This window comes from Deferrivibrio sp. (assembly GCF_055117995.1).
Genome location: NZ_JBSQOT010000015.1, coordinates 1 through 15,805, shown reverse-complemented (window position 1 = coordinate 15,805; position 15,805 = coordinate 1). Strand labels below are relative to the sequence as shown.

General features: G+C 35.5%; 13 protein-coding genes and 1 pseudogene. 9 read left to right on the top strand and 5 right to left on the bottom strand.

Translation table 11 applies throughout. The features are described 5' to 3' along the window. The first annotated feature begins 3 nt into the window (after positions 1-3). From murD to ACTCAF_RS05700, 9 genes are read left to right on the top strand one after another with little or no spacing between them, the layout of a single operon-like run. Positions 4-1,251, top strand: coding sequence for a UDP-N-acetylmuramoyl-L-alanine--D-glutamate ligase (gene murD / locus ACTCAF_RS05740; protein ID WP_463062335.1), 1,248 nt, complete (start codon positions 4-6; stop codon positions 1,249-1,251). Continuing rightward, positions 1,248-2,339, top strand: a complete 1,092-nt coding sequence (gene ftsW / locus ACTCAF_RS05735) for a putative lipid II flippase FtsW (RefSeq protein ID WP_463062334.1) — start codon at positions 1,248-1,250, stop codon at positions 2,337-2,339. Before murD ends, ftsW begins: the two co-directional genes overlap by 4 nt. Continuing rightward, positions 2,336-3,376, top strand: a complete 1,041-nt coding sequence (murG, locus tag ACTCAF_RS05730) for an undecaprenyldiphospho-muramoylpentapeptide beta-N-acetylglucosaminyltransferase (protein ID WP_463062333.1) — start codon at positions 2,336-2,338, stop codon at positions 3,374-3,376. The genes ftsW and murG overlap by 4 nt, the downstream gene beginning before the upstream one ends. Continuing rightward, positions 3,376-4,752 carry a UDP-N-acetylmuramate--L-alanine ligase gene (murC, locus tag ACTCAF_RS05725; RefSeq protein ID WP_463062365.1) on the top strand — a complete coding sequence of 459 codons (1,377 nt, stop codon included), beginning with the start codon at positions 3,376-3,378 and terminating at the stop codon, positions 4,750-4,752. The genes murG and murC overlap by 1 nt, the downstream gene beginning before the upstream one ends. Position 4,753: 1 nt before the next feature. Then, positions 4,754-5,641 carry a D-alanine--D-alanine ligase gene (locus tag ACTCAF_RS05720; RefSeq protein WP_463062332.1) on the top strand — a complete coding sequence of 296 codons (888 nt, stop codon included), beginning with the start codon at positions 4,754-4,756 and terminating at the stop codon, positions 5,639-5,641. Next, positions 5,642-6,313: a cell division protein FtsQ/DivIB gene (locus tag ACTCAF_RS05715; protein ID WP_463062331.1), complete on the top strand. Its 672-nt coding sequence runs from the start codon at positions 5,642-5,644 to the stop codon at positions 6,311-6,313. Further along, positions 6,310-7,539, top strand: coding sequence for a cell division protein FtsA (gene ftsA / locus ACTCAF_RS05710; RefSeq protein ID WP_463062330.1), 1,230 nt, complete (start codon positions 6,310-6,312; stop codon positions 7,537-7,539). Before ACTCAF_RS05715 ends, ftsA begins: the two co-directional genes overlap by 4 nt. Positions 7,540-7,558: 19 nt before the next feature. Then, complete coding sequence (gene ftsZ, locus ACTCAF_RS05705) at positions 7,559-8,692, top strand: cell division protein FtsZ (protein ID WP_463062329.1); 1,134 nt, start codon at positions 7,559-7,561, stop codon at positions 8,690-8,692. Continuing rightward, positions 8,692-9,759, top strand: a complete 1,068-nt coding sequence (locus ACTCAF_RS05700; protein WP_463062328.1) for a glycosyltransferase — start codon at positions 8,692-8,694, stop codon at positions 9,757-9,759. Before ftsZ ends, ACTCAF_RS05700 begins: the two co-directional genes overlap by 1 nt. Positions 9,760-9,775: 16 nt before the next feature. Here ACTCAF_RS05700 and ACTCAF_RS05695 read toward each other — a convergent pair whose 3' ends face one another. The 5 genes and pseudogenes from ACTCAF_RS05695 to ACTCAF_RS05675 form a co-directional block, all read right to left on the bottom strand. After that, complete coding sequence (locus ACTCAF_RS05695) at positions 9,776-11,257, bottom strand: hypothetical protein (RefSeq protein WP_463062327.1); 1,482 nt, start codon at positions 11,255-11,257, stop codon at positions 9,776-9,778. Between the two features lie 163 nt (positions 11,258-11,420). Further along, on the bottom strand, positions 11,421-12,758 hold the full coding sequence (locus tag ACTCAF_RS05690) for an IS5 family transposase (RefSeq protein ID WP_463062326.1): 1,338 nt from the start codon (positions 12,756-12,758) through the stop codon (positions 11,421-11,423). A 112-nt stretch (positions 12,759-12,870) separates the two neighbouring features. Continuing rightward, a complete protein-coding gene (locus ACTCAF_RS05685; protein ID WP_463062325.1) occupies positions 12,871-14,082 on the bottom strand; it encodes a sulfurtransferase in 1,212 nt (403 codons plus the stop codon). Between the two features lie 151 nt (positions 14,083-14,233). Beyond that, a complete protein-coding gene (locus tag ACTCAF_RS05680; protein WP_463062324.1) occupies positions 14,234-15,502 on the bottom strand; it encodes a nucleotide sugar dehydrogenase in 1,269 nt (422 codons plus the stop codon). A 116-nt stretch (positions 15,503-15,618) separates the two neighbouring features. Continuing rightward, positions 15,619-15,805, bottom strand: a pseudogene (locus ACTCAF_RS05675) (IS256 family transposase); the annotation flags it as partial.

The following is a 15,805-nucleotide window of genomic DNA, read 5'->3' as shown; positions in this document are numbered from 1 at the left end:
TATATGAAAACTGCTATTTTAGGATATGGTAAGAGTGGAAAATCTGCTGAAAAATTACTAAAAAAAATGGGTATTAACAATATCCATATATATGACGACAAGTTAACAGATTTTCCTGAAATTAACAAGGTTACGGATGAGTATGACATATATGTGGTATCTCCAGGTATTGATATCAATAATCTTGGAATAAATAAAAATAAAATAACAAGCGAAATTGACCTTGCGTACAATCTTCTGGAAAGAGAATCAAAAATAATAGCGGTTACGGGAACAAATGGAAAATCCACTATCACTTATCTGACCGCACAGATACTCAATAATTATGGTGTAAAAGCAAAAGCCTGCGGAAATATAGGATTTGCTTTCGGTGAAGCCGTTATTGAAGGGTATGATGTCTATGTGGTGGAGCTTAGCAGTTTTCAGATTGATTTGATAAAATATTTCAGGGCAGATGCATCTTGCATTTCCAATGTTACAGATGACCATTTTGACAGGTATGGTAATTTTGAGAACTATTTGAAATCAAAAATAAAAATAAAAGACATCACAAAAGGTCAGCTATTTTCTTTAAATAGTGAATGTCTTGTAAATAAGCTTCCCGAATCAACAGTTTTTATAGATGAAAATTTGAAAAATTTCCCTGTTTTCGAGGACAACAAACTAAGATTTGAAAATTTTTACGTGAGCCTTGATAACTTTAACCTTTATGGGTGGCATAATAAAATTAACCTTGCTTTCTCCTTAAGCCTGTCTTCTTCATTGTTTGATTTCTTTGGTGATATGACACATTTAATAGAAAATCTAACAGGGCTTGAGCATAGGTGCGAATTTGTGGGTGCAATAAATGAAACGATTTATATAAATGATTCCAAGGGAACAAATGTTGACTCTACAATGGTTGCATTAAAATCAGTAAAAGAAGATTGCATATTGATTTTAGGTGGTTATGACAAAGGGGGGGACTTTGGCGAGCTTGCAGCTCTTATAAATGAAAAAGTTAAAAAAGTAATACTTTATGGTGCAGCTGCAGCAAAGATAGAAAATCAGCTTTTAGGAAGAGTAAATGCAGAAATAATAAGTGTTTATTCATTAAAAGATGCCGTTGAGAATGCTTATCAAAACAGTGAAAATATAAAATATGTCCTTTTTTCTCCGGGATGTGCGAGCTTTGATCAATTCAAAAATTTTGAAGAAAGAGGGGAATATTTCAAGAAATATGTAAATGAAATAAAGGAAAAGATAGGATGAGAGTTGATAATTTATCAAATGAAAAGATAAAATTGATAACCGTTACTCTTCTGTTGGTGCTTATAGGTTTTATATTTGTTTTTTCAGCCGGCTCAATGCAGGCTTTACGTATTGGAAAAAGTGAAACATATTTTTTCTTCAAGCAGTTTATAGCTTCAATTATCGGTGTGCTGACCATGATAGCTGTGTATAGAATACCGCTTGAGTTTTATCGAAAAGCAGTGTTTGTAATTTATCTTATGACACTGTTTTTGTTGCTGGCGGTATTTGTGTTTCCTGCAATCAACGGCTCACATAGATGGATTGTTTTTCAGTTAATAAATTTACAACCTTCAGAAATAGCCAAATTTACTACAATATTATACCTGGCTCATTATCTTGATAAAAAGCAGGATAAATTAAAAGACTTTTCAAGAGGTTTTTTGCCTGCTTCAATACTGCTTGGTATACTTGCATCTTTGATTATGCTTGAACCGGATTTTGGTACAACTTTTCTTTTGATGCTTCTTGCATTCACACTGCTTTTTGTAGGCGGGATAAATGTTATGCATATATTGGGCGCAATCTTTATGGTGATTCCGATTCTTGTGACACTTATTATGATGGGTGATTACAGAAAAATGAGATTTATAAGTTTCTTAAATCCATGGGAATATAAAGATACCGTTGGCTATCAGCTTATCCAGTCATTGACTGCCGTTGGGAGCGGTGGGCTTTTTGGTAAAGGACTTGGCAATAGCTCACAAAAACTGTACTTTCTGCCTGAGGCACATACCGACTTTATATATTCCATTATTGCAGAAGAATTTGGCTTTATTGGGGCAGTTATCGTATTAATTCTTATTTGTTACATTTTTTATATATCCTTTAAAATAGCATTTATGCATAAAGACAGGTACAAGAGACTTCTTACTCTTGGGATAGCTTTTTTGATAATTTATCAGGCTATTATACATATTGGTGTTGCAATTGGTATGCTTCCTACAAAAGGGATTACACTGCCTCTAATAAGCTATGGTGGTTCTGCGCTAATTTTTCAGCTTGGTGCTATTGGGATTTTGCTTAGAAGTGTAAAGGAGTTGCAATGAAAGTTATTCTGGCAGGTGGTGGCACAGGAGGACATCTTTATCCTGCAATTGCTGTGGCAGAAGAGTTAAGGGCCAAAGGGGTAGAGTTTGTTTTTATGGTATCAGACAGAGGTCTTGAAAGGGATATTTTGACAAAGATGAATTTTAACTTTATTGAACAGCGCATAAAACCTTTTGCAGGGCAGAATATATTTGGGAAGATTAAAGTAATTACAAGTATAATTAAAGAGTTTTACAGATTAAGAAGGTATTTTGATGTTAGTGACAAGGTTATTCTTTTTGGAGGGTTTGCAGCGGCAGTCTCAGGTATAATAGCAATTACCAGAGGGTGTGATTTGTATGTTCATGAGCAAAACTCTGTAATGGGAAGGACAAATAGATTTTTTGCCAAGTATGCAAAGAAAGTATTTGTAAGTTTTGACAAGACATTGAAAGCAAAGGGTAAAATAGTTCAGGCGGGAAACCCGGTAAGAAAAAATATCCTTCAAAGAGAGCCTAAAGATATTTTAAATAAAACGATTTTGCTTATTGGTGGGAGCCAGGGCAGCAGACTTTTGAACAGTATAATGACAGAGAGTGCAAAAGAGCTGATAGATAAAGGATATTCAATAATTCACCAGACAGGCAAAAAGCTTTACAATGAAACTACCCACAGATATGAGCAGATGGGAATATTAAATGATAACAAACTAAAAGTTTTACCTTATCTTGAAGATATAGATAAGTATTATGAAATGGCTGATATAATTGTTAGTCGTGCCGGTTCTGGTTCGGTATTTGAAATAATGACAGTCAAAAGACCTGCCGTCTTTGTGCCTTTAAAAATAGCTGCTGAAAACCATCAGTATTTCAATGCGCTTGAGGCGGTAGAAAAGGGAATAGGGGTAATTATTGAAGAGCATAATCTGGATAAAAACCTACTTATAAAAAAGTTGGAGGATATTTCCAACAATTATCAGAAGAAATATTTACCAAAACTAAAGCAACTACATTTAAAAGACTCAGTTTCGATTATTTTAAAAGGGATGAATTTATGATTTTTGGAAAGGTAAAAAAAATACATTTTGTTGGTATTGGTGGAATAGGGATGAGCGGTATAGCTGAGGTGGTGAAAAATTTAGGCTTTGAAGTTACTGGCTCAGACCTCGGGGAAAATGCCAATATAGAAAGATTAAAAGGGCTTGGTGTAAAAGTATTTAAAGGCCACTCAAAAGAGAATGTGGAAAATGTAGATGTGGTAGTTTATTCATCTGCCGTTAAAAAAGACAATCCTGAGATTTTGGCTGCTACTGAAATGTATATACCTTGTATAAGAAGAGCTGAAATGCTTGCGGAATTAATGCGCATGAAATACTCAATAGTTGTTGCAGGAAGTCACGGCAAAACGACCACGACTTCAATGATTGCAGAGATTTTTAAATTAGCCAAGCTTGACCCAACTATTGTAATTGGTGGGAGACTCAACAGTGAAAACAACAACGCAAGTTTGGGCAAAAGTCTTATTATGATTTCCGAAGCAGATGAAAGTGACAGGTCTTTTCTCATTTTATATCCAACTTTTTCGGTTATTACAAACATAGACCTTGAGCATCTTGATTGTTATAAAGACCTTGATGATATAAAAAATGCCTTTGCAGAATTTGCCAACAGAGTACCATTTTATGGCAAAAATTTTATCTGTCTTGATGATGAAAATTGTGCAGATATTTTTCATCTGATAAATAAAAAAGTAGTTACTTACGGGATACATTCGAAAGCAGATATTACTGCTTCAAATATAAGAAAAAATGGCTTCAAAACATCTTATAATGTAAGTGCATATGGTGAAGACCTGGGAGAATTTGAGCTGAATTTTCCTGGCGAACATAATGTTTCCAATTCGCTTGCTGCAATAGGGATGGCATTGGAATTTTCAATTGAAATATCGGTGATTAAAGAAGCGATAAAAAACTTTCAGGGTGTTCAAAGAAGGCTCAGTAAAAGATTTGAATCTGAAGATATAGTTGTTTTTGACGATTACGGTCATCACCCCACAGAGATAAAAGCGACACTAAAGGCTGTAAGGGAGGCCTATGAAGATAGAAATATAATAGTTATATTTCAACCCCATAGATACACAAGGACCAAGCTTTTGATGAATGACTTTGCAAAATCATTTTTTTATGCCGACAGGGTTTTTGTAACCGATATTTATCCTGCAAGTGAATCACCAATTGAAGGGGTAGATTCAAAAGTGCTGGTCGAAGAGATGAAAAAACATGGATTCAAAGATGCTGTTTATCTTGAAAATAATGAAGATTTTTTCAGATATATAGATGGTTTAAACTTAAACAAATCTGTAATTATGACTTTTGGAGCAGGAAGCATTACAAAGTTTTCTTTTGAACTGGCAGAATATTTTAAAAGGAAATAGGATGAAAAATAAAAGAATAGCAGTACTTTATGGTGGTTTTTCAAGTGAGAGGGAAGTATCTCTCAAAACAGGAAGTGCAGTGTATAATACACTAATTGAAAACGGGTATGAAAATTGTGTTCTGGTAGATGTGGATAAAAATATTGCAAGCAGGCTTATAGAGTTAAAACCTGATATTTGTTTTAATGCACTTCATGGAAGGTTTGGCGAAGATGGCACCATACAGGGGCTTTTGGAAAGTCTTGGGATAAAATATACCGGTTCGAATGTTGCAGCAAGTGCTGTTGCATTTGATAAGGCTTTATCAAAATATGTTTTTGTTGCAAACAACATACCTACTGCAAATTATATGGTATGTGATGGGGATTATAATGTAAAAATCCCTTTCAAAAAATGTGTTGTCAAACCGGCCCGTGAAGGCTCAACAATTGGAATCAGTATTGTAGAAAACCAGATTGAATTTGATAAGGCATTAAAAGAGGCACTGAAATTTGACACGAAAATTATTATTGAAGAGTTCCTTCAAGGTAAAGAGCTTACTGTAAGTGTTTTGTCAGATATTGTTCTTCCACCCATATGGATACGGCCGAAAAAAGGTTTTTATGACTATGAATCAAAATATACAAAAGGGATGACAGGATATATATTTGAAACAGGTTTAACTGAAGATGAGATGGAAAGGTTAAAAGAAGTTTCCTTGATGGCTGTCAGGGTGATTGGGTGCACTTCTGCTGCAAGGGTTGACTTTATATATGATGGCAATGATTTTAATGTACTTGAGGTAAATACATGTCCAGGAATGACTGAGACAAGTTTATTGCCAAATGCAGCTAAAAAGGCAGGATTAAGTTTTATACAGTTGATAGAAAAGATGCTGGAGCTTGCATAAATGAAAATTATAAGGGGTTTTAAGATAGTTTTACTGATTTCAATTATGGTTGCACTACTTTACTATATAAATGCTGAAATCAGAGAATTTTTAAGAAGCCCTTATTTTTATGTTAAAAATGTCAAAATTATAGGTGTATCAAATGCGGATATAAACAAACTTGATAAGTTTTCAAAAAAGATAATCGGGAAGAATATTTTTAAGATAAAATCTGATGTTTACGGTGAGAAATTTAATGATAGCTGGATAGAAAGGATTGAGATTATAAGGAATTATCCTTCAACAGTGATTTTGAATATTTATGAAAAGAAACCTTTGTTTAATTTTGTTAAAGACGGTGTAGTTTATAGTTACTTGAATGACGGAAGCTATTTGAAGGCAAGAACCAATATCAGTAATATTTCTGTAGAAGGCAAATTCTGGCAAAGCAATCTCAATAAATTTTCTTCCTTTATTGATAGCAAATATCTTAAAACATTTGAAAAAATAGAAATTTACGATTCATACATCTTGATGAAGGGTAAAGATATTCTATATAAATGTGGATTTAATGCGGATACTTTTGAAGATGCAATGAAAAGGATGGACTTGATACTTAAAAGGTATAAAAAAGTTAACTATGTGGATTTAAGGATAGATAAAAGAATTTATGTTGATGGAGTTAGGCTATGAAACAGGATAATGTTTATGTAGGGCTTGATATAGGGACTACAAAGGTATGCGCTGTAATTGTAAAGAAAAATGCAGATGATTCTCTTGACGTTATTGGTGTTGGCAAGGCTCCAAGCGTTGGACTTAGAAAGGGTGTTGTTATAAATATTGATGCAACGGTCAACTCTATAGTTGAAGCTGTGAAAGAAGCTGAAAAAGTCTCCGGTGTGCAGGTGAAAAGTGTTTGTGCCGGGATTGCCGGGGGGCATATAAAAAGCTTTAATTCAAGGGGGATAATTGCCGTAAAAAACAGGGAAGTTACAGCTAAAGATGTAGACAGAGTTATTGAATCGGCATCTGCAGTTGACATACCACTTGGCAGTGAAGTTTTACACGTTATTCCTCAGCAGTATATTCTGGACGGCCAATCAGAGATAAAGGACCCTATTGGGATGAATGGCATAAGGCTCGAAGTAGATGTGCACATTGTCACAGGGGCTGTAAGCAGTGCGAAAAATATATTAAAAAGTTGCGAGAGGGCAAATATTTCAGTTGATGATATAGTTCTTGAGCAGCTTGCATCAAGTGCAGCGGTATTATCAGATGATGAGAGAGAAATCGGTGTTTGTTTGATAGATGGTGGCGGTGGCACAACAGATATGGCTGTATTTAAAAGAGGGGCTGTTTGTCATACAGCGGTTTTGCAACTTGGTGGGAACAATTTTACAAGAGATTTATCTATTGGGCTTAATACTCCTGAGTCTGAAGCTGAAAAACTTAAAAAACAATATGGCTCTGTCTGGCTTCCAACAACTACGGATGAGACTATTGATGTGCCTTCAGTTGGAGGCAGGCCACCTCGCAAAATATCAAAACCTGTATTGACACAAATTTTGCAGGCAAGGTGTGAAGAGATTTTACAAATGTTTTTGGGCGAACTTCAAAAAAAACAGTTATTGGAGTTTTTGGGGGCTGGAGTAGTTGTAACAGGGGGGTTGTCAAATCTTGCAGGAATTGAATACCTGGCTCAATCGATATTTGAGCTTCCGGTGAGGGTTGGGAGACCTTTGAATGTTCATGGGTTAAAAGATTTGGTAGATGATCCTGTGTATGCCACAGGGGTCGGTCTGGCGATTCATGCGGCCAGAAAGGGGCATCAGCAAGTTAAAATATCTAAAGGTAGCGATGAAAAAGTTTTTTTACAAGTCTTAAAAAGAATGAAGAGCTGGTTTGGTGAGTTCTTCTAAAATAAATGGGGGTGAGCATATGTTTGAATTTGAAAGTATTACAAGTGGTGCGGTTATAAAGGTTATAGGAGTTGGCGGAGCTGGTGGCAATGCTATCAACAATATGATAAAGGCTGGCATTGAAGGGGTTGAGTTTATCTCAGCTAATACCGATGCACAGGCTTTGTCCAAAAACCTTGCTCCGGTTAAAATTCAGCTCGGTACAAATCTCACCAAAGGTCTTGGTGCAGGTGGTAATCCTGAAGTTGGAAGAAAGGCAGCTGTTGAAGATGCTGAAAGTATTGAAGATGCTTTAAGAGGAGCTGACCTTGTTTTTGTGACAGCCGGTATGGGTGGTGGTACAGGTACAGGTGCAGCTGCAGTTATAGCAAGTATTGCAAAAGACATGGGCGCTTTAACAGTTGCAGTTGTATCAAAGCCATTTTATTGGGAAGGTAAAAGAAGGAATGAGTTTGCAGAGCAGGGTTTGAAATTTTTAAAAGAACACGTTGATACTTTTATAGCAGTACCAAATGACAGACTGCTTGATATTATTGACAAAAATACATCTTTTACAGAGGCTTTCAGAATTGCAGATGACGTTCTGAGACAGGGTGTTCAGGGTATTTCTGATACCATAAACAGTGAAGGGTATATTAATGTGGATTTTGCCGATATCAGGGCGATAATGGAGTCAAAAGGGATGGCTCTTATGGGTATTGGGCAGGCAAGCGGTGAAAATAGGGATATTGAGGCGGCCAAGAAGGCACTGATGAGTCCGCTTCTTGCCGATGCAAATATCAAAGGAGCTGAAGGGATACTGATTAACATTACTGGCGGACAGGATATTACTATGTATGAAATACAGAATATAGCCCAGTACATTTATGAAAATTCCGGCGAAGATGCAGCAATTTATAAAGGGGTTGTAATTGATGAAAAGTATCAGGGACAGATAAAGGTTACTGTGGTGGCAACTGGCCTTGGAAGGGTGAAAGAGACACCTAAAACCGTTAAAATGGATGAATATATAAAGAATACGACACCTGAAGCTTCAAAAATCATTAAAAAAGTTCAAAATATTAGAAATATTGACAGAGGGCTAAAAACTCTGGATGACTTTGATGAAGAGGAGTATGAAATCCCTACATATATTAGAAAGCAAGTGGATTAATGAGGTTTTTGCAGGTTATAAATGTAAGGTGGTATAATGCCACGGCATGGTATGCGGTGAATTTGTCCCGTATTTTAAAAGAGCACGGGCATGAAGTGATTGTGATCGGATTGCCCGGCTCACCCCCTATCAAAAAAGCCAGAGAGTATGGTCTGGGGGTTTGTGAATTAAATCTTAATACTAAAAGTCCTGCATTAATTTTAAAAAACATAAAAACACTAAATTTATTGATAAATAATTTTAAACCTGAAGTGATAAACTGTCATAGGGGAGAGTTTTTTTGGTGGTTTGCCTATAAACGTTTTAAATCAAAAAGTTTTACACTTATTCGCACAAGAGGTGATCAAAGAAAGCCATCTGGGGACATATTTAACAGATTTATCCACTCTAAATGGTGTGATATGATTGTGGCAACAAGCAAAAAGATTAAAGGCTACTTCACGGATGTGGGGATAAGTGAAAATCATATTAAAGTCATATACGGTGGAGTAGATACCAAAGTTTTTCATCCTGATAAAACATTGAGGGGAAAAATAAGGGATGAGTTTAATTTCACTGAAGATGATTTTGTAGTGGGTATTGTAGGGAGATTTGATCCAGTAAAAGGGCATGAGGTATTAATAAGAGCTGTGGCTCACCTTTTTAATAATGAAAATATTAAAAATATAAAATTATTCATTGTAGGCTTTGACAGTATAATTAAGAAAACTGAGTTGATTGATGTTATAAAACAGAATGGAATTGAAAGCATTGTAAGATTCACAGGAATTCGTGAAGATATTTGCGCAGTAATGAACAGCTTTGATTTAGGGGTTGTATCGTCAGTAGGCTCAGAAACTATTTGCAGGGTAGGGATGGAAATAATGGCATGCGGGGTTCCTCTTGTGGTTTCCAATATTGGCACACTTCCTGAACTGGTTGAGGACGAGAATGTTTATCAATATGATAATCATATATATCTGGCAGAGAAGATAAAAAAACATAGCAAAAATGTTAGAATTTATTCAGATGAAAACTTTTATAATGAATATATGAAAATTTTAGAGCAAATAAAAAAGGGGGCTTAAGCCCCCTTTTGAAAAATTATTTGTCTGTAATACTTACAGGGTTTTTCCCGCCAAATTTGTTCCAGTCAATGACTGGGTTTTCACCGTGACAACTGGAGCACCTCAGAGCTTTTTCTTTGGGAAGGATACCATGACTCACTGAGAAATATTCTGTGACTTCCTTAAAGCCTACAAATGAGGATTTTTGAAGGAATGGTTTATCAGGTTTCCCATTTGCCATAGTCCCTAATTTTTCACCTATAAATATAGCCTTTTCAAGGTTATCTCCAACTCCGTTGCCGTTTTTATCTTCGCCAGGTCCACCCTTAGTAACTAAGCCAAGTTTGATTGGTAATCTGTTGCCATCTTTATCAACAGGGATTCTTGATGTATATTTTTTGAAAGGATAAATTTTGCTGCCTTTTATATTTTTGCTACCGGTAGGGGTAAGCTTTTCACTGGTAGTTTTATCCCACCACATATACTCTACTGGCACAGAATGTTCATCTTTTATAACTACTTTAAACAGCCAGAAACCACTTTTTTCACTCTGGTGCAGCTGGCTAAAATCTTTATGGACAAGTCCTCCTGTTTTGCCTACGTGACAAGTTACACAGGCAACAGCACTGCATTTATTGTAGATTTCATCCTTGTGAATTTGTCCTGAATGACACTTTACACATGACTCAGATTCAAAATAGTGATCATAGGCCCAGTTGTTGAGGCCAGCGCCTCTTATCATTCCATGGTCAGTTCTTGGTCTTTTGGTATGACAATCAACGCACATAAGCCCTTTTGCTGCATGAACGTCCACATCGCTTGCATAATCAACGCCTCTTTTAAATAATGGGCCTCCTCCAGCTGTATAGTGACATCTCATACATGCATCATTTGTTGGGCGTCCTACAGATTGCAGAGCTTTATCACTCATATCTTGAGTAAGTCTTAATATAAGGTTACCATCTTTATCACCAACTTTTATAACGTTTCGTTTTGATTTATCATACTCTTCTGCATGACAATAGAGACACTCTACTGCATTTCTCTGCTCAAATGTAGCTACTTCATAATCAACAGGGGGAAAACCACCGCCGATATGACAATTTCCACATCCCATCCCTATCATTTTTCCATCTTTGTCAGGAAGTATACCAAGATAGTTTGCAAGAGGATAAGCACCAGGGCAGTTTCCAATCCTGTATTTTTTTCCAACTTCTTTGCTGCCTGTTATATACTTACCATCCTTGTCTTTCAGGTATTTTGGCGGAACAGGACCTGCCCATTTGTAATGGGAAGAATTCATTACCTCTTTTATAGCGCCTTCATGACACTTTTCACAAAAATAAGCTCCGGTGTATCCTGTTAATTTACTGTGTGGGTTAGCCTTTCTGGCGCTTCTTGCTTTGTACTTGGAATATTGTTCCGACTTGTAATAATCTTCGCTTAAAACATAACCATCAGCAAAGCAGCAAACTGAAAATGATAAAACGGACAGCAAAATAAATAAATATTTTTTCATATTTCCTCCTAAATTAATAAAAAAAAGGCAACCCGTGAGGTTTGCCTTTAATGTCAGTTACTTAGTCACCCCTGAAAAATTCGTTTTTGAGCAAATATTGTAGTTTTTTTTATACATTTTATTTTAACTTTTTGTAAAATGTTACGTATGGAACCACTAAATTTTATGTGCTGCATCCCAAAAGTTCGGTTCTTTGGATACTGTTTGTCATCATTTGCCATAAATTTTTAAGAAAAAATAAAAGGAATGCCAAAAGCATCCTTAAATTGTGACCACAACCAGACAATATCGCATTTGCTTCATTGCCTTCATGACCTTTGAGATAATTACGATCCATACGACTGTTTCTCTTAATATGAGAAATCAACGCCTCAATAGATGCCCTTTTCTTCAATATTCGCCTGAAATAATGACTGAATTTCTTTAAATTTCTTGGAACTACAGTAATCTTGATGTTACCCTTGTAATTGTGACCCCTAAACCCCAAATCTACAAGTGCCTCTTTTATCTCATTGTCACCTATAACATTAGATGCATCATCTAAACTTTTTGCAAGAGTCTTACTGTCATGAACATTCTTCTTAAAACTTGTCACACCCAAAACAAAATTCCTGGTCAAACTGTTCACTATACCCACCTTATTGCCAAATTCATATTTCTTATGAGTCTTGCCTTTGCCAATACATTCCACCTCAGGATGATAAAGACTGTAGAGTTTATCTTTACTGTGCTTATTTCTTGATTCAAGATTTTTAAAATAAAATGTCAACTGTTTAAACTCTTCACTCCCCCTTAAAACTTCAGGTAATTTCCGCTCCAAATCCCTATAAAGTCTACCCATATTAGTCTTAGCCTTAGAAGTTAACTTATTAGCTTTTGAATATTTTTTACTATGAACTAATCCACTATGAGTTCTTATCCCTCTCTTCGTTACACGTAAATAAGTCTGCTTTAATTCAATCCCATTCTTTTTCGCAAATTTAACCAAATATTTCATCATCACATAATAAAGCTTTATGTCTGTAGGATAAGATATATTCTTTTCTTGAACGGTTGTATCAACAGAAACCCTCTTAACATCAGATGATTTTAGATAACCAGATTTGAAACCTGTCTCTATTGTTATTTCAAGTAATTTTAATAAATTGTCCTTTTTTAGGCGTTTGCGAAATCTCGTCATGGAGGTAGGGTCTATCGGTAACTCCGTCTGAAATACTGTCTCACCTGTAAAATATTGCCAATAGGGATTCTCTAACCAACGATACACTACCTCTTCATCACTCAAATTGTACGTATATTTCAAATATTGTAAACCTATCATCAAACGTATAGGTTTACCGGGTCGACCTTTCTCACTGTACAGTTTGCCAAATTCTTCTTCCAATTTCTCCCAGTTGATTATTTGGCTCAATTTGCACAGAGGGTGAGATAAGTCTATTATGTTAACAAGAATCGGCTTTAAGTGTTCTTCTAACGGTATATTGGTAGGCTTTGGACGCATCAAAAACTCCCAGATTATTGTTGTATTTTTAACCTTAACTGAGAATTTTATACCATATCAGTACATTCTTTTCAACGTATTATTAATTAGTTATGTATTTTTTCAGGGGTGACTACTTAATTTCGCATTTTCCGCTTGAATAATCAACGTGGGCATCAAGGAAGAACAATCTATTCATTTCAGGATATTTGCAATCTTCTTTTAAACCAAAGTACATTTCTCCAGCACGTCCACCACTTGCACACATAAAGATCACATATTTATCTTTTGGAAGCTTTGATGTAACATTGTTACAGTCTTTATACATGTCATCTACTGGAATATTGATAGCGCCTTTTACGTGTCCTGTAGCAAATTCAGAAGGTGATCTTACATCTACAATTACGATATTGTCAGGTCTTTCATCAATGAGAGTTTTGAAGAATTCTTTGTCAACGGTCCCTTCATCAGCACCTAACTTTATGGCAGAAGGTGCAGAAGCAGTTTTCTCTGAAGAACTAACTTGAGCTTTTTCGCCAGGTTTTAGTATAGGCTGCCCATTTTCTTTCCATTCAGGCTCTCCACCAGCGTAAACCAAAACATTTTTGTAACCCATTTCATAAAGTTTCTCAGCTACAATATGTGACTTAACGCAGGCATAACCACCGCAAAATACAACTATCTGTGCATTTTTATCGGCTGGCAACATGCTCATATAAGGAGCTGGATCTTTTACAAATTTAGTGTCAGGAATATTGATGGCCCCTGGGATTGTTCCTTTTTTGTAAACTCGATCAGGTCTTGCATCTACAAACAACACACCTTTACTAAGTAATGATTTTGCATAGTCAAAGCTGATTTCCATAAAATTTTTCTGAGACCAATCAGGGTCACCGGCAAGATAGACTTTGATATTTTTAAAGCCTTTGTCTCTTAAGTATTTTGCATCATTATAACTTTTGATACAGTTAAAACCTCCGCAGTAAACGACTAATTCGGTATCTTTAGTCACCTTAAGCTCTTCAAGCTGTGGATAAAACTTGTCAAATTTTGTGTCAGGGATATTGATTGCACTTGGAATGTGACCTGAGTCGTATTTTCTTTCCGGCCTTGCATCAATGATTACTACTTGATTAAACTTTCTAAGTCCATTTCCTACTTTTGCCTTTACATAGTCATAATCGACTATTTCAAATCCTGCTGCTTTGACCTGCTCCATAACAGACGGGCCTTTAGCTTTTTCCCCCTCAGGCTTTACCTGGGTTTTTTGAGCACAACTTGCCAGAATAAATAAAGATAAAATAGAAGCTAAAATGGTTAGTCTTTTTAGACTTTTGATAAACATACATACCTCCTAATGAATTGTTGTCTACAAATCATAACACCAAAAAACGGAGTGTCAATAGTTTTTGGGCAAAAAAATATTAATTATTAATAAGTTAAATCATAGCAAGTTTGTAGGGGATTGTTTGTAACTGCTAATATAAAATATTTTTTTATAATCTCCAGTATAATATGTTGTGAGGTACTTTATCTTTTAATACCCCCTTAACGTCAACAAAAACTGAAGCTTTGTCAATCAAAGGGGTTAAAATATGAAGATTTTCTATAAAATAATTATGTTTGACAGCCAAAATAATGCTGTCATATATTTTAGAATTGTCCAGTTTCGTTAGCGCTTTTATACCATATTCGCTTTCAATCTCTTCTTTGTCTGCTATCGGGTCAAAAATATCCGCAGTTATGCCGTAATCTTTAAGCTCATTGTAAATATCAATTATTTTTGTATTTCTTATGTCAGGCACATTCTCTTTAAAAGTAAAGCCTAAAATTAACACTTTTGAGTCTTTTACGATTTTTCCCGCTTTTATCAGGAGCTTGACAGTTTTTTCGGCGACAAATTTTCCCATACTATCATTTATTTTTCTACCGGCTAAAATTACCTGAGGGTGATAGCCAAACTCTTCGGCTTTGAAAGTGAGGTAATATGGGTCCACACCTATGCAATGTCCGCCGACAAGCCCGGGCTCAAACTTGAGAAAATTCCATTTTGTGCCGGCTGCCTCAAGTACACTTTTAGTATCTATATGCATTTTATCAAAAATAAGCGCAAGCTCATTCATCAGTGCAATATTCAAGTCTCTCTGGGTATTTTCTATAACTTTTGCTGCTTCAGCCACTTTTATATTCTCAGCTTTGTAAATACCTGCTTTTACAACCTTGCCATAAATTTCAGCTATTAAATCCAAACTTTCCTGATCACATCCTGAAACAACCTTGATGATGTTTTCAAAGGTATGAATTTTATCCCCCGGATTTATCCTCTCAGGAGAGTAACCAACTTTGAAATCTTTGATAAACTTTAGCCCTGATTCATTTTCGAGGATAGGTACACAGATTTCTTCTGTAACGCCCGGATAAACGGTGGACTCATAGACAACGTAGTCTCCTTTTTTCAAAACCTTTCCAACAGTTTTGGTTGCACTTATTACAGGTTTTAAGTCAGGGTTATTGTGAGTGTCTATTGGTGTTGGAACAGTAACAATATAAAAATTTGCATTATTTAAATCTTCAGGGTCAGCTGTAAAATTTATGGAAATGTTTTTTAAATCTTCACAGTTCACCTCACCGGTAGAATCTTCGCCTCTTTTTAACTCTTCAATTCTTTCCTTTTTTATGTCAAATCCTATTACATCAAATTTTTTTGCAAATGACACGGCAAGTGGCAACCCCACATACCCAAGACCTATAACAGCTATTTTCATAAATCACCTACTCAATAATTTTTAGTGTATATTACAAAAGTTAAAAAAAATATGAAGTAAAATCTAAATATGGTAATGTCAATTTAATTGTGTCAGTCACCACCCTTGAATTAATTTTATCCATTAAAGGCCTCCTCAATAATATGAGAATACCTCAATTTCCTCTGCTGATATTTCAAACTCTTATCACTGAAAAACATATACAAAAACTTTTTAGCACTATCCTCAGAATGAAAATATCCCCTAATTCTGATATTGTCCTTAAGCTCTTTAAAGCACCTTTCAAGCCAATTGGTAGTTCTG

Coding starts and splice junctions, on each gene's coding strand:
- murD (WP_463062335.1), top strand. CDS start 4: ATGAAAACTGCTATTTTAGGATATGGTAAGAGTGGAAAATCTGCTGAA.
- ftsW (WP_463062334.1), top strand. CDS start 1,248: ATGAGAGTTGATAATTTATCAAATGAAAAGATAAAATTGATAACCGTT.
- murG (WP_463062333.1), top strand. CDS start 2,336: ATGAAAGTTATTCTGGCAGGTGGTGGCACAGGAGGACATCTTTATCCT.
- ACTCAF_RS05720 (WP_463062332.1), top strand. CDS start 4,754: ATGAAAAATAAAAGAATAGCAGTACTTTATGGTGGTTTTTCAAGTGAG.
- ACTCAF_RS05715 (WP_463062331.1), top strand. CDS start 5,642: ATGAAAATTATAAGGGGTTTTAAGATAGTTTTACTGATTTCAATTATG.
- ftsA (WP_463062330.1), top strand. CDS start 6,310: ATGAAACAGGATAATGTTTATGTAGGGCTTGATATAGGGACTACAAAG.
- ftsZ (WP_463062329.1), top strand. CDS start 7,559: ATGTTTGAATTTGAAAGTATTACAAGTGGTGCGGTTATAAAGGTTATA.
- ACTCAF_RS05700 (WP_463062328.1), top strand. CDS start 8,692: ATGAGGTTTTTGCAGGTTATAAATGTAAGGTGGTATAATGCCACGGCA.
- ACTCAF_RS05695 (WP_463062327.1), bottom strand. CDS start 11,257: ATGAAAAAATATTTATTTATTTTGCTGTCCGTTTTATCATTTTCAGTT.
- ACTCAF_RS05690 (WP_463062326.1), bottom strand. CDS start 12,758: ATGCGTCCAAAGCCTACCAATATACCGTTAGAAGAACACTTAAAGCCG.
- ACTCAF_RS05685 (WP_463062325.1), bottom strand. CDS start 14,082: ATGTTTATCAAAAGTCTAAAAAGACTAACCATTTTAGCTTCTATTTTA.
- ACTCAF_RS05680 (WP_463062324.1), bottom strand. CDS start 15,502: ATGAAAATAGCTGTTATAGGTCTTGGGTATGTGGGGTTGCCACTTGCC.